Consider the following 14,276-nt stretch of genomic DNA (forward strand, 5'->3'; position numbering starts at 1 on the left):
TAAATTATGTTATCACCAGCAGATACAGCACAGTCGTTATTTAGTGGGATGAGTCATAAAGCAAAAATGCCAATAGTAAGTATTATATTTTTATCTATTATGGCAGGTGGCTCAATAGCAATGGGTGACATTTTTTGGGCCCATTCAACAGTTGGCGTTGCCAAAGCATCTTCTCCTGGAATTGCAAACTTTATTGGAGGAGTTGCCTTTTCAGTAGGACTTATGATGGTTGTTTTTTTTGGAGGACATTTATTTACAAGTTCTTTGATGACAGGAGTTTCAACAATAGACCATAAATTGACATTTTCAAAAATGATTGCTTATTGGGTTATTGTTTGGATTTTCAATTTTATTGGAGCTGCAGTAGTTGCTTATATGTATTATAGGTCACAACTGCCACTTAAATATGATGGAGAGATATTACATCACTTCCTTGTATTAGGTGTGGGAAAAAATAGTTTGTCATTTGAAGCAGCATTTATAAGAGGAATATTTTGTAATGTTTTTGTATGTATGGCAGTTTGGGCTGCAACTGGTGCTTCTGATGCTGCTGGTAAAGTTTTATCGATACTGTTTATTATAGCAGCATTTGTGGGTTCAGGTTATGAACACGTCGTGGCAAATATGTTTATTTTTACAGAAGCATTATTGGCAAAAGCACATTATTTACATGAAGTAGGAGGAACAATTCAGGCCTTGTCAGAACATATGAATATTTCTGTAGAGAAATTGGAAGCATTGAGTTTTACAAAAATCTTCCCTAATAATTTATTACCAGTTACTTTGGGAAATATTGTTGGTGGATTATTTTTTGTTGGTGTAATAGGATTTATGTCTCATAAGACAGATATGAAAAAATAAAAAGGTGAATATTATGAAAGAAACAAATGTTATTTGTCCATATTGTGGAACAGGATGCGGAATTAAATTAACTTCGCATGATAATAAAATTGTAAAAATAGAAGGTGTTAAAGAAAATCCAGTAAATGAAGGACATTTATGTCTTAAAGGATTATATGGATGGGATTATGTTGAGTCAAAAGATAGATTAACAAAACCTTTAATTAGAAAAAAAGATGGTGTTTTCTCTAAAGAAGGAACTTTTGAAGAATCTTCATGGGATGAAGCATTATCATTAGTTGTTTCAAAAATGAAAGAAGCTAAAGAAACATATGGTGCAGATTCAATAGTTGGAAATTTTTCAGCTAGATGTACTTTAGAAGAAAATTATTTAGCACAAAAATTTATGAGAGCAATCATTGGTACAAATAATGTAGATCATTGTGCCAGAGTTTGTCATGCACCTACAGTAGCCGGTCTGGCTAAAACAATAGGTAATGGTACAGCAACAAACAGTTTCACTGAATTTGAAGATCATACAAATTGTATTATGATGATAGGTTCAAATCCTGAAAATGCACATCCCATTGCAGCTATGTATATACAAAGAGCTATTAATAGAGGAGCAAAACTTATAGTAATAGATCCTATTAGAACAGAATTTGCACAAAAAGCAGATGTATTTATTCAATTACCACCTGAATATAATATTCCAATTATAAATGCATTGATTAATCATATTATTGCAAAAGATTTGTATGATAGAGAGTTTGTAGAAAATTATACTCATGGTTTTGAATATTTAAAAGAAGCAGTAAAAGATTACACTCCTCAAAAAGTTTCTGAAATGACAGGAGTTGATGCTAAATTATTAATCAAAGCAGCAGAATTATATGCAACTGTAAGTCCAGCTGCAATCACTCATGGTATGGGTGTTACTCACTTTAATCATGGTGTTGGTAATGTTTGTGATATTTCGAATATTATGTTAATAACTGGAAATATTGGAAAAGTGGGAGCAGGGGATTTACCACTTAGAGGTCAACAAAATGTTCAAGGTGCCTGTGATATGGGTGTATTACCAAATATATATCCAAACTTGAAACTTGTTACTAGTTTAAAAGAAAAAGCATTCTTTGAAGAATTTTGGGACTGTAAACAACCTTTAAGTACAAAAATTGGTATTCATAAAACAGAAGTTCCTGATGCAATTATGGATGGAAGAGTAAAAGTCTTTTATACAATAGGTGAAAATCCTGTTATGTCAGAACCAAATACAAATCACTTCTTAAAAGGTATATCAAAACTTGATTTTTATGTTGTTCAAGATATTTTTATGACAGAAACTGCACTTAAAGCAGATGTTGTTTTCCCAGCAGTTAGTGTTGGAGAAAAACAAGGATGTTATTTAAATGCTGAAAGAAGAGTTCAACTAAATGATAAAACATTAGATCCAAAAGGTGAGGCTAAACAAGATTGGGAAATCATTTGTGAATTAGCAAAAAGATTTGGTGCTACTGATTTTGAGTATGAAAAACCTGAAGATATTTGGAATGAGGTAAGAAAAGCAGATCCTGTAAGATTTGGTGGTATTAGTTATGCAAGACTACAAGGAAAAGAAGGTATTGCATGGCCATGTCCAACTGAAGATCATCCTGGAACACCAAGTTTATATATGGATAAAAAGTTTTTTACTAAAGACACAAAAGCAAATCTTGTACCTGTAATATTTGTTGATGATAAAGAAAATATGATTGATGCAGAAACTGAATTAAGAAAAAAACTTGATCTTCCAGAAAACTATCCTTGTATGATAGGTTCTGTTGATGAAAAAGTAGATGAAATGTATCCTATATCATTATTAACAACAAGAAAAGTATATCAATATACTGTTGGAACAATGACAAGACGATCAAAAGTTATTGAATACGGTGGTGATTCACATGGACCATCAGCAGAAATACATCCTGATTTAGCAAAAAGATATAATCTTAAAAATCATGACTTTATAAAAGTTGAGAGTAGATATGGTTATATTGCACTATTAGTAGAAATAACAGAAGTAGTTCCAGATAATATTATGCAAATGGCATTTCATTATTGGGAAGGATTATGTAATGAGCTAACAAGTGGTGGTTGGGACTATACAACAAAAACACCAACTTATAAAGCAGCTGTAAGAATGGAAAAAATTACTCAAGAAGAGTATAGTACTATTATGAGTCTTAAAAAAATGAAATTTAAAACTTCAAAAATAATTTATGACGATTATCATCATCATGAATAAGTAAAAAAGAGGACTTCCTCTTTTTTACTATTACTTAATTAATGATTCTTTTGTTTAGATTGATGTTTATTACTGATAATTTAGTATGAAAGTTTTTACAAATTAATTAAAAATTAATTAGTTTTATCTATACAAAATACTTTATCTACTCTCTCACCTGTTCTATAATTTAGAACATTTTCTATTTTATATTTTTTGTTTAATTTTGTACAATCTTCGATTGTAGTTTCATTAGATGTACATGAAATAAAAAGTACAGAATAAAATAATAATATTAATAATTTCATTAGATTTCCTATATAATAGAAATATTATAACATAAAAATTATTAAATAACAAAATATAATAATAATGAAACTGATAATGCATATTAATTCTATTTTAAATTTTAAAATTCATGCTTTTCATTGAAATAACAAAAATGAGTTTCCACTTTGTCCAATTTGTTGGAAAAAAAATGCTAAAGAACATCATTTAACACATGTAAAAAAAAATCGTTGGGGACAAGAATTACATTATTGTAAGATATGTATTAAGGAATTTTATCATTAAATCTTCAACACGGCCATAAAGGCTTCTTGTGGAACATTAACCTTTCCTATAGCTTTCATTCTTTTCTTACCAGCTTTTTGTTTCTCAAGTAGTTTTCTTTTTCTCGTAATATCCCCACCATAACATTTTGCAGTTACATTTTTACCTGTAGATTTTACAGTCTCTCTTGCAATGATATTAGAGCCAATAGACGCTTGTATTGCTACTTCGAATAGTTGTCTTGGGATTAACTCTTTTAAGGCTTTGATAAACTCTCTACCTTTGCTAAGGGCTTTATTTTCTGGAACTATGATTGATAAGGCATCAACAATTTCCCCTGCTACTTTTATATCAAGTTTTTGTAAAACACCTGGTCTAAAACCTATTGGTTCATAATCAAAAGATGCATAACCTTTTGTTGTTGATTTTAATTTATCATAAAAATCCATAACAATCTCATTCATAGGTAAATCATAATCAAGTAAAACTCTAGCACCTATATAGTCCATCTTATTTTGGATACCTCTTTTGTCATTTAGAAGTTTTATAACATTTCCTAAAAACTCATCTGGTACTAAGATTGTAGCTTTTACATATGGTTCAAATATCGTTTTTACTTGACTTGGTTCTGGAAGTTCAGAAGGATTTCTAATAACTATCATTTCCCCATTTGTTTTTTCAATTTCATAAATAACTGTTGGTGCTGTTGCTATTAAATCAAGATTAAACTCTCTTTCAAGTCTCTCTTTGATAACTTCCATGTGAAGCATTCCTAGAAAACCAGCTCTAAATCCACTTCCTAGTGCAGCAGAACTCTCTGGTTCAAAAGAGATAGATGAGTCATTTAATTGAAGTTTTGTAAGAGCCTCTCTTAAATCTTCAAATTTATCAGTTTCGATTGGATAAATACCAGCAAATACGAAAGGTTTTGCAGGCTCAAATCCATCAATGATTTGGGCAGTTGGATTTTTAGCATCAGTCATAGTATCACCAACGGCAATACCATCTAATGTTTTAAGTCCAAGAACTACGATACCAATTTCACCTGTTTTGATTTCAGTTGTATTTTGTCTTTTTAGTGGATGAGGATACATAAGGTTTAGAACTGGATGTTCAACTTTTGTATTCATCATTTTTAATACTTGATTTTTTTTGATACTCCCATCATAAACTCTTACAAGTGCTAAGGCACCAAGGTAGTTATCAAACCATGAATCATAAATAAGTGCTTTTGTTGGAGCTTCTTCATCACCTTTTGGACAAGGAACTCTATCAACTATAGAATCAATTAATTCTCTTACCCCAAGACCTGTTTTTGCACTAATTAAATTATGATATGTACAATCAAGTCCAATAGCCTCTTCAACTTCTTCTAAAACTCTATCTGGATCAGCACTTGGAAGGTCGATTTTATTTACAACTGGAAGAAGTTCTAAATCGTTATCCATAGCAATATATACATTGGCAATAGTTTGAGCTTCAACTCCTTGAGTTGAATCTACAATTAAAAGTGCACCCTCTGATGATGCTAAAGAACGGCTAACTTCATATGAAAAGTCCACATGACCTGGAGTGTCAATTAGATTTAAAACATAGTGTTGACCATCTTTTACATAATCTAGTCTTACACTTTGAGCTTTGATTGTAATACCACGCTCTTTTTCTATATCCATTGTATCCATCATTTGAGCAGACATATCTCTATCTGCTACTGAACCACACTCTTGTATAATTCTATCAGCTAGAGTTGACTTCCCATGGTCAATATGAGCGATAATTGAAAAGTTTCTTATATTTGCTTGCAAAATAAATCCTATGTTTATATTAATGTTCGCGATTATATCTAAAAAATTGTAATGATAATGTTAAGAGAGTAAAAAGTATTGATTTTAGGCAAAAAGCCTAAAATCATGTGTGATTATTTTGAGACAGTAGCTTCAATTCTTCTATTTTGAGCTCTTCCCTCTTTAGTTTTATTAGTTGCTTTTGGTCTTGTTTCACCATATCCAATAGTTTTTAATCTAGCAGGATCAACATCATATTTTTTCAATGCTTCAAATGCAGAATTTGCTCTTCTTTTTGATAACCATAAATTATATTTTTCAGTACCAGTGTAGTCAGTGTGACCTTCAATAGTAGCTTTTAATTTTGGATGTTTATTTAAGAATTCTGCAAATTCTTTGATTCTATGTTTATATTTCTCATCTATGATTGAAGAATCAATTGGGAAATGAACTTCTAAATCAAGCATAACAATACAACCATTTTTATCAACATTTGCACCTCTCATAGTATCAGGACATTGGTCTAATGAGTCAATAACACCATCATTGTCTGAATCTAGAACTTTAGGTTCTTCTACTTTTTTAGGTTCTTCAATTACAACAGGCTTAGGTTCTTCTTTCATGATAGGCGCAGGAGCTGCTTTTTTACCAAAAGGAATTGCTAATCCAACTGTATAAAGTAAATTGTTATTACCATTATCAAATGATACTAAATGTCTTACATCAGCTTTAATAGCCATGTCATTATCTAGTTTATATTTATATCCAAACCCATAATTTGCAAATGGCCCTGTTTCATTACCAAATTGTTCATTATCATAAACTTCAACACCAAGACCAGCTAAGGCATAAAGTGATGATTTAGCATTTAAACTATACTCTTTAATAACATTTGTAAAAACTCTTGTTACTGCTGTATCTTGATTACTATTTTTGTAATCAACATCATCAAGTGTTCTAAGAATTCCTAATTCAATTTGATCAAACATCGAGTCATCTAAATTAAATCCTAAAGAAATACCTGCATTTGCATAATTTCTATCTAAGTCTAAGTTACCTTCTGTAATTGCACCTGAAATCATAGGAGTAACTTCATATTTATATTCACTATTTGCAGCGAATAAAACTGACGAACATACTAAACTTGTCATTAATAGTTTTTTCATTTTTTCTCCTTCTTCTTTTTAATATAACATTTATTTCACAAATATACTATTAACTGATTCATTATTGTGAATTCTTCTAATTGTTTCACCAATAATATTAGAAGCAGTCAACACTGTAATCTTATCATGTTTTTGTTTTAAAGGAATTGTATCAGAAACAACTAACTCATCTAAAGCATCACCTTTATCAAGTCTTTCATAAGCTGGACCACTCAATACACCGTGTGTACAGCATGCCATTACCGAATTTGCACCTTTTCCTTTTAATACTTCAGCTGCTTTTACTAAAGTACCTGCTGTATCTACCATATCATCTACTAAAATTATATCTTTACCACTTACATCACCTATGATATTCATAACTTCTGATTCATTTGCTTTTTCTCTTCTTTTATCAACTATTACTAAATCATAGTTTAACTTTTCTGCATAAGATCTAGCTCGTGCTACTCCACCAATATCTGGACTTGCAATAATTGGATTAGCAAATTTCTTTGATTTTATATAATCAAGAAACATGATTGAACCAAAAAGGTTATCAGCTGGAATATTAAAAAATCCTTGAATTTGTGCTGCATGTAAATCTATTGTAATTACTCTAGAAATACCAGCTGCTTCTAATAAGTCTGCAACTAATTTTGCAGTAATTGGAACTCTTGGCGCTGCTTTTCTATCTTGTCTTGCATATCCATAATATGGAATAACAGCAGAAATAGATTTTGCACTTGATCTTTTTAATGCATCTACCATAATTAATAATTCCATTAAATTGTCATTTGTTGGAGCACATGTTGGTTGGATAATGAATACATCCATTCCTCTTACACTTTCTGTAATTTTTACAGAAATTTCTCCATCACTAAATTTTGTTAGTTTTGCTGGACTTATTTCGATATTTAAGTATTTTGCAACTTTCTTGGCAAATTCAGGGTTAGCTGATCCCGTGAATAGTCTGTATCCTCTCATGATTTTCCTTAGATTTATGTTTATAATTTTTTTGGATTATAGCTAAAACTTCATAAAAATTACTTAGTGCGGATTAATTTGTTTCCTTAATCCATGCACTACCAATAACTTTTTGGTCATCATAAAATACTGCTAATTGACCAGTAGCTACTCCAAAAACAGGCTCTTTTAATGTAATATTTACTTTATCATCTTCGATTTTTATTTCACAAGGTGTTGAAGTTGTTCTATATCTTAATTTTACAGTACAAGAAAACTCTTTATCATCAACAAACATGTTTAAATTATCTGCTATTACATTATTTATTTCTAGGGCTTCTTTTTTACCTACAACAATAGTATTATCTTTTGGATTTAATTTAGTTACAAAGTGAGGTTCATGTGCACCATTAACTGAAAAACCTCTTCTCTTACCAATTGTGTAGTGAGCATAACCTTTATGTTCGCCTACAACATTACCTTTTTCATCTAAAACATTTCCTGGTACATCTATATTTGCATGTCTTTTTACAACATCAGTATAAACAGTTTCAACAAAACAGATTTCTTGGGATTCGTTTTTTTCTGTAATTCTTTTGTATGCAGAGTCTAGTTCAGCACCAAATTTTACGATGTCTTCTTTTTTATAAGTACTTAGTGGAAACATCATATATGGAAGTGCTTCTTTGCTTACTTGAGATAAAAAATAACTTTGGTCTTTTGTTTTATCATCAGCTTCATAAAAAAACTTACCATCTGTTTTTGCATAGTGCCCAGTTGCAAGATAGCTTGCTCCATGTTCTTTTGCAAAATCTAACATTGCACCAAATTTGATTTGTTTATTACATTTAACACATGGATTAGGCGTAGTTCCCTCTAAGTAAGACTCAACAAAGTAATCATAAACTTCAGCTGTAAATTTATCAGCCAAATCTAAAATGTGATATTTTATACCTAAAAAATCAGCTACATCTTTGATATATCCTAAGTTTTTTTCGTGATAACCATCATTTCTGTTGTGAAGTCTTAAATAACATCCTTCAACTTCATAACCCCCTTTTTGTAGCATGTATGCTGTAACTGATGAGTCAATTCCTCCACTCATTCCTACCATGACTTTTTTTTTATCTGTAGGTAGGATTTCATTTTTTCCCATTATTTCCATCCTTTTTAGGTCTTTCTAATTAATAGTAATTGTTTATAAATCCCCCACCTAGACAATAATCCCCCTCATATAAAACAAGACTTTGTCCTAAAGTCACAGCTCTTTGTGGCTTGTCAAATTGTACGAGAACTCTATTCTCATTCGCTTCTGTCACTGTACAAGCTTGCTTTTGTTGACGATAACGAATTTGTGCCATTAATTTATCACCAATTTTAGGTGCTTCATCTAGTACCCAATGCATATGACTAGCTTCTACACTTTGGTTCATAAGTAAAGGATGGTTGGTATCTTGTACAACTGTTAATGTATTGTCTTCCATATTTTTTTTGGCTGCATACCATGGATTGTGGATATGATTAGCTGATTCAGTCTCTTTTATACCACCAAGACCAATACCTTTTCTTTGACCTAATGTGTAACAAATAAGACCTTTATGTCTTCCTAATACTTTTCCATTTTCATCTACAATATCACCTGGAATTGCTTTTAAATGTTGTGTAATAAATTCATCAAATTTTTGATTACCTATAAAACATATACCAGTACTATCTTTTTTATCACTAACTGAAAGATTGTGAACTCTAGCTATTTCTCTAACTTCTTTTTTAGTTAAATCTCCAAGAGGAAACATAGCATGAGATAGTTGTTCACTTGATAGTGCATGTAAAAAATAAGTTTGATCTTTACTATTATCTTTTGGAGTGTCAAGTACATAGTGGTCTTTATATTTAGCAATTTTGGCATAGTGTCCAGTTGCAATCATATCTGCACCCATTTTTTTTGCTTCATTTAAAAATACATTAAATTTAATTTCACGATTACAAAGTATATCTGGATTTGGAGTAAGACCTTTTTTTAAACCTTCTAAAAATACATCAAACACTTTAGTTCTGTATTCTTCAACAAAATCTTTACCTTTTACTTCAATACCAATTAGTTCACCCACTTTTTTAGCATCTTCAAATTCAATACGATTAGGGCATTGACTACCTTCGATTCCATACTCCCAATTACGCATAAATAAGCCTACTACTTCATAGCCTTGTTGTTTTAGCAGTAAAGCAGTAACTGAAGAGTCAACACCACCAGACATACCTACAACTACTTTTTTTTTCATTATCTTCCTTAAAAAAGTTCCTTTCTTAAGGGAACCATATATTTAATAACTTCTTTTAGCAGTGGAAGTAAATTCCACTTAAAGAAGCAAATTCTAAAGGGAACAACGAGTTGTTCTTTTATTTAAAATGTTTTAAAGGAATAATCACTGATTCTCTATTTGCCCAGTCTTTATGAGGAATAATAAGTTTTTCTGTATTTATTTTTTTATTATCAAAAAATATTATATCAATATCTAAGGTTCTAGGCGCATCTTGAAAGGATCGCTTTCTTCCGAATTTTTTTTCATATCTTTGCATAACTTTTAGTAAATCATTAGCACAAAGATTTGATTTAAGTCGAATTATACCATTTAAAAAATAATTTTGATGCAAATAACCAAAAGGAGGATTTAAAAGTAGGGGAGAAGTCTCTAATAAATCAAATCTAGAATCTTTTAATAAACATAAAAATAACTTATCAAATAATTGTTTTGTATTTCCTATATTTCCCCCAATACCTATGGTTATTAAGTATCTTTTATTGGAATTTTTTTTTATAAATCTAGGATAATTTGCAGTAAAAAAAAGTGTCAAATCTTTATTTATAGTTTTTTTCATAATTTCCTTAAATAATCTTTAGTAAAATACTCAAGAAATAGCCTATTTTATGTGTAAAATAAGCTAGAACTATCTTGCGTAATTTACTAAGTTATAATATTACAGCTTTTCCATTTTTCATTACAATTGTATCTTCGATTCTTACTCCAAATTCATTTGGAAGGTAAATACCAGGTTCAATTGTAAAAACCATATTATCTTCAATAATAACATCAGATTTTGAATTGATATATGGATGTTCATGAATATCAAGTCCTACTCCATGTCCAGTGCTATGAATAAAATATTTTCCAAAACCAGCTTTTTCAATGACACTTCTTGTTAAGTTGTCTATATCTTTTGCCTTCATTCCAACTTTTGCATTTTCTATTGCATTCAGTTGAGCTTTATAGACTAAGTCATAGATTTTTTGTTGTTTTTTTGATTTGAATTTTTGTTTTCTTGAAAAATTTAATTCACCACCAAAAGATGCTGTACAAGTTCTATCTGAACAATATCTTTTGTATTTCACACCCGCATCTACCAAAAGTAAATCATTTTTTTGTAATTTTTTATTTGTAGGAAGTGCATGTGGTTTTGCTGCATTTTCATTTATGGCAATGATTGGATCAAAACTTAAATCATATTTTCCCATATTTTTATATGCTTCCACTGCTTTAAAATGAATCAAGGTCTCTTTTTTATTTAGACCATTTTTATTGATATATTTTGCAAGTCTTTCAAAACCATTTCTTCCAATTTTGGCAGCTTTTTTTAAAATAGCAATTTCATCATCTGTTTTAATGACTCTTTTTAGATGTGAAAAATTTACTTGGTTTGTAAAGTTTACTTTTAAATTTTCTGTTAATTTGTTAAATTTATTATATGTAAAATCATTGCCATCAAAGATTATCTCTTTTATCTTCTCTTTTGTTAATATCTCTTGTGCACTTTTTATTAAGTCACTACTTTCTATTACTTCTGTATTTTTAACTTTCTCTTTTGCTTCTATTGTATATCTTGCATCTGTGATAAAAAAAGATTCATTTCCTAGTTTTATAAAAATCACATTATCACAAGAGTAGTTGCATTCATAATAAATTGCATTTTCATTTGTTAGTATATAATTGCTCACTTATTTAGCCTTAACTATAATTTGAATATAATCATAGCTAAATTTTACACAAGGAAAAATAATATGAAAATTGCGGTAATTCAAGGTCCAAACATAAATATGCTAGGTGTAAGAGAACAACACATATATGGACCTATGACTTTAGACCAAATTCATCAAGGTATGAAAGATCAAGCTTCTCAAAATGGAATAGAATTAGAATTTTTTCAATCAAACTTAGAAGGTGAAATCGTAGATAAAATTCAAGAGTGTTTAGGTGAGTTTGATGGTATTATTATAAATCCAGCAGCTTATACTCATACTTCAATTGCTATTAGAGATGCTCTATCAGCTGTAAATTTACCAACAGTTGAAGTACATATTTCAAATATATATAAAAGAGAAGAGTTTAGACAAAAGTCAATTACTGCTGCTAGTAGCACAGGTGTTATAGCTGGGTTTGGACCATTTGGTTATCACTTAGCACTTATTTCATTAGGTCAAATTATTAGTGAAGTAAAAGCTATGGAAAAAGCAAGAGCAGAACAAGTGGCTGCTAAAGCGTAAGTATGAAAATATTAAAAGCTTCTTGGCTTATATGTGTCGATGAAAATAGCACTATCATAAAAGATGGTGCTATTTTATTCGACAAAAAAATTAAAGATTTTGGAGAAATAGAGTCTTTAAAAGCTAAATATAAAGATTTAGAAGTAGAAGACTTAGGTGATAATACAGTTTTAATGCCAGGTCTTATTAACTCACATATTCATTTAGAATTCTCTTCAAATAGCACAAGTTTATCTTACGGAAACTTCATGTCATGGTTAAACTCTGTTATTATAAATAGAGAAGCTTTGATAGAAAAAAGTAATACAAAACTTATAAACACAAAACTTGAAGAGATGCTAAAAGGTGGAACTACTACAATAGGTGCTATTAGTTCATATGGTTTTGAAATAGAAGCTTGTAAAAAATCGCCAATAAATACTGTTTTATTTTCTGAGGTAATTGGAAGTAAAGCAGATATGATTGATACACTTTTTTCTGATTTTAAAGCTAGATTAGAAAGTGTTAAAAAAAATAGTTCCGAAAATTTTATACCAGCTATTGCTATACATTCACCTTATTCTGTACATCCTTTTTTAGTTAGAGAAGCTTTAAGACTTGCAAGAGAAGAGAATTTATGTGTTAGTGCACATTTTTTAGAATCAGTTGAAGAGTTTGATTGGTTACATAAAGATGAAGGAAGTTTTTTAGAGTTTTTTAAAAACTTTTTAGGACAAGAAAAAAGTGCAACAAAACCTATGGAATTTTTACGACAATTTTCTGGCATAAAAAATTTATCTTTTACGCATTGTGTGGAAGCTAGCAATGATGATTTAGCAAAAATTAAAGAACTAGGTGCTGTGATTAATCACTGCCCCACCTCAAATAGAGTTTTGAATAACAAAAGACTTAAAATAGAAAGTTTAGATGGAATAAATTATTCTATTGGAACTGATGGACTTAGTTCAAATAACTCTTTACAAATGTTTGATGAACTTAGAAATGCTCTTATGATACATACAAATTTAAATATAAATGAACTATCAGCTGATTTAATAAAAGCTGCAACTCTAAATGGTGCAAAAGCTTTAGGACTAAATAAAGGTAGAATAAAACAGGGCAGTGATGCAGATATAATTGTATGCAAACTTCCAGATGAAGTTAAAAATGAAAAAGAACTTTGTACACAAGTTATTTTACATACAAAAGAAGTACAAGATGTCTATATAAATGGAGAAAAACATGTTTAATTTTTTTAAGACGATTTTTACACCAATAATTGCTATTTTAGATTTTATAACAAAATATTTTAAAACAATAGTATTTTTAACTATTATTTATTTTATTGTAAGTTCAAATAGTACTTCGGGATTAAGTTCAGTTGAAGATAATACAAACTTACAAAAAATAGAATTAGCTGGTCCAATTTTAAATGTTGATAAAGTTTTAGATGAAATAAATAAAGCTAAAACAAATCCAAACATAAAAGGGGTTTTATTAGTAGTTAATTCTCCTGGTGGCTCAGTAGCTCCTTCTGTTGAGTTAGCTTATGCAATAAAAGAGCTAAGAGCAGTGAAACCAGTAGTTGCTTATGCAAGTGGTGTGATGGCTAGTGGAAGTTATTATGCATCTATTTGGGCGAATAAAATTATTGCAAATCCTGGAAGTATGGTTGGATCTATTGGAGTTATATTCCAAGGTGCAAATGTTGAAGAACTAATGAATAAAATTGGTGTTTCTACTCAAACTATCAAAGCTGGAAAATATAAAGAAGCTGGTACTTTCTCAAGAGAATGGAATGAAAATGAAAAAGAGGAATTAGAATCAGTTATATCAGATACTTATGATATGTTTATAACAGATGTTGCAAATGCTAGAAAACTAAAAAAACAAGATAATGAAAAATATGCAAATGCACATATTTTTACAGCAAGACAAGCTAAGAAAGTAGGGCTAATTGATGAGGTTGGAACTATTAGTATTGCTAAAAATGAACTTTATAAAATATCAAAAGTTAGAAATCCTGTTTGGAATAAACAAGATAAATTTGATAAATTCATTGATAGAATAGTTAGTGAAACTGTGACAAACTTTTCATTGAGATTCAATGACGGTTTAAAAGCCTATTAAAAAAACAAATTTAGCTCTTTAACTTACTTTGAAAATCTTCGTTAAAGAGTTAAATTTACTCAGTCACATACTCT

The 14,276-nt window shown here is 29.8% G+C and carries 13 protein-coding genes; 5 read left to right on the plus strand and 8 right to left on the minus strand.

Annotation, left to right across the window (positions count from 1 at the left end; genetic code table 11):
* The first annotated feature begins 6 nt into the window (after positions 1-6).
* Both CRU95_RS05015 and CRU95_RS05020 read left to right on the plus strand, forming a co-directional pair.
* Positions 7-861, plus strand: a complete 855-nt coding sequence (locus CRU95_RS05015) for a formate/nitrite transporter family protein (RefSeq protein ID WP_129100056.1) — start codon at positions 7-9, stop codon at positions 859-861.
* 13 nt (positions 862-874) lie between these two features.
* The gene (locus tag CRU95_RS05020) at positions 875-3,127 is read left to right on the plus strand and encodes a molybdopterin oxidoreductase family protein (RefSeq protein WP_129100057.1); all 2,253 of its coding nucleotides are present in this window, start codon (positions 875-877) and stop codon (positions 3,125-3,127) included.
* Between the two features lie 113 nt (positions 3,128-3,240).
* On the opposite strand, the gene CRU95_RS16595 is transcribed toward CRU95_RS05020, so the two are convergent.
* From CRU95_RS16595 to CRU95_RS05055, 8 genes are all read right to left on the minus strand, one after another.
* The gene (locus CRU95_RS16595; protein WP_164969735.1) at positions 3,241-3,414 is read right to left on the minus strand and encodes a hypothetical protein; all 174 of its coding nucleotides are present in this window, start codon (positions 3,412-3,414) and stop codon (positions 3,241-3,243) included.
* A 261-nt stretch (positions 3,415-3,675) separates the two neighbouring features.
* Positions 3,676-5,463, minus strand: a complete 1,788-nt coding sequence (lepA, locus tag CRU95_RS05025; protein ID WP_129100058.1) for a translation elongation factor 4 — start codon at positions 5,461-5,463, stop codon at positions 3,676-3,678.
* Between the two features lie 113 nt (positions 5,464-5,576).
* Positions 5,577-6,608 (minus strand): OmpA family protein, encoded by a 1,032-nt coding sequence (locus CRU95_RS05030; RefSeq protein ID WP_129100059.1) that lies wholly within the window; start codon positions 6,606-6,608, stop codon positions 5,577-5,579.
* Positions 6,609-6,638: 30 nt separating this feature from the next.
* Complete coding sequence (locus CRU95_RS05035) at positions 6,639-7,574, minus strand: ribose-phosphate pyrophosphokinase (RefSeq protein WP_129100060.1); 936 nt, start codon at positions 7,572-7,574, stop codon at positions 6,639-6,641.
* Between the two features lie 73 nt (positions 7,575-7,647).
* Entirely contained in the window at positions 7,648-8,709 is a 1,062-nt protein-coding gene (gene mnmA, locus CRU95_RS05040) for a tRNA 2-thiouridine(34) synthase MnmA (RefSeq protein ID WP_129100061.1), read from the minus strand.
* A 28-nt stretch (positions 8,710-8,737) separates the two neighbouring features.
* Positions 8,738-9,835, minus strand: a complete 1,098-nt coding sequence (gene mnmA / locus CRU95_RS05045; RefSeq protein ID WP_129100062.1) for a tRNA 2-thiouridine(34) synthase MnmA — start codon at positions 9,833-9,835, stop codon at positions 8,738-8,740.
* Between the two features lie 118 nt (positions 9,836-9,953).
* Entirely contained in the window at positions 9,954-10,433 is a 480-nt protein-coding gene (folK, locus tag CRU95_RS05050) for a 2-amino-4-hydroxy-6-hydroxymethyldihydropteridine diphosphokinase (RefSeq protein WP_129100063.1), read from the minus strand.
* Between the two features lie 91 nt (positions 10,434-10,524).
* A complete protein-coding gene (locus CRU95_RS05055) occupies positions 10,525-11,547 on the minus strand; it encodes a M24 family metallopeptidase (protein ID WP_129100064.1) in 1,023 nt (340 codons plus the stop codon).
* Between the two features lie 63 nt (positions 11,548-11,610).
* Here CRU95_RS05055 and aroQ point away from each other — a divergent pair, with 63 nt between their 5' ends.
* From aroQ to sppA, 3 genes are read left to right on the plus strand one after another with little or no spacing between them, the layout of a single operon-like run.
* Entirely contained in the window at positions 11,611-12,093 is a 483-nt protein-coding gene (gene aroQ / locus CRU95_RS05060; RefSeq protein ID WP_129100065.1) for a type II 3-dehydroquinate dehydratase, read from the plus strand.
* A gap of 2 nt (positions 12,094-12,095) precedes the next feature.
* A complete protein-coding gene (locus CRU95_RS05065; RefSeq protein WP_129100066.1) occupies positions 12,096-13,322 on the plus strand; it encodes a metal-dependent hydrolase in 1,227 nt (408 codons plus the stop codon).
* Positions 13,315-14,202 carry a signal peptide peptidase SppA gene (gene sppA, locus CRU95_RS05070; protein WP_129100067.1) on the plus strand — a complete coding sequence of 296 codons (888 nt, stop codon included), beginning with the start codon at positions 13,315-13,317 and terminating at the stop codon, positions 14,200-14,202. Before CRU95_RS05065 ends, sppA begins: the two co-directional genes overlap by 8 nt.
* Positions 14,203-14,276: the final 74 nt, after the last annotated feature.

The organism is Arcobacter sp. F2176, from assembly GCF_004116465.1.
Classification (GTDB): domain Bacteria; phylum Campylobacterota; class Campylobacteria; order Campylobacterales; family Arcobacteraceae; genus Arcobacter; species Arcobacter siniprincipis.

Coding starts and splice junctions, on each gene's coding strand:
- CRU95_RS05015 (WP_129100056.1), top strand. CDS start 7: ATGTTATCACCAGCAGATACAGCACAGTCGTTATTTAGTGGGATGAGT.
- CRU95_RS05020 (WP_129100057.1), top strand. CDS start 875: ATGAAAGAAACAAATGTTATTTGTCCATATTGTGGAACAGGATGCGGA.
- CRU95_RS16595 (WP_164969735.1), bottom strand. CDS start 3,414: ATGAAATTATTAATATTATTATTTTATTCTGTACTTTTTATTTCATGT.
- CRU95_RS05030 (WP_129100059.1), bottom strand. CDS start 6,608: ATGAAAAAACTATTAATGACAAGTTTAGTATGTTCGTCAGTTTTATTC.
- CRU95_RS05035 (WP_129100060.1), bottom strand. CDS start 7,574: ATGAGAGGATACAGACTATTCACGGGATCAGCTAACCCTGAATTTGCC.
- mnmA (WP_129100061.1), bottom strand. CDS start 8,709: ATGGGAAAAAATGAAATCCTACCTACAGATAAAAAAAAAGTCATGGTA.
- mnmA (WP_129100062.1), bottom strand. CDS start 9,835: ATGAAAAAAAAAGTAGTTGTAGGTATGTCTGGTGGTGTTGACTCTTCA.
- folK (WP_129100063.1), bottom strand. CDS start 10,433: ATGAAAAAAACTATAAATAAAGATTTGACACTTTTTTTTACTGCAAAT.
- aroQ (WP_129100065.1), top strand. CDS start 11,611: ATGAAAATTGCGGTAATTCAAGGTCCAAACATAAATATGCTAGGTGTA.
- CRU95_RS05065 (WP_129100066.1), top strand. CDS start 12,096: ATGAAAATATTAAAAGCTTCTTGGCTTATATGTGTCGATGAAAATAGC.
- sppA (WP_129100067.1), top strand. CDS start 13,315: ATGTTTAATTTTTTTAAGACGATTTTTACACCAATAATTGCTATTTTA.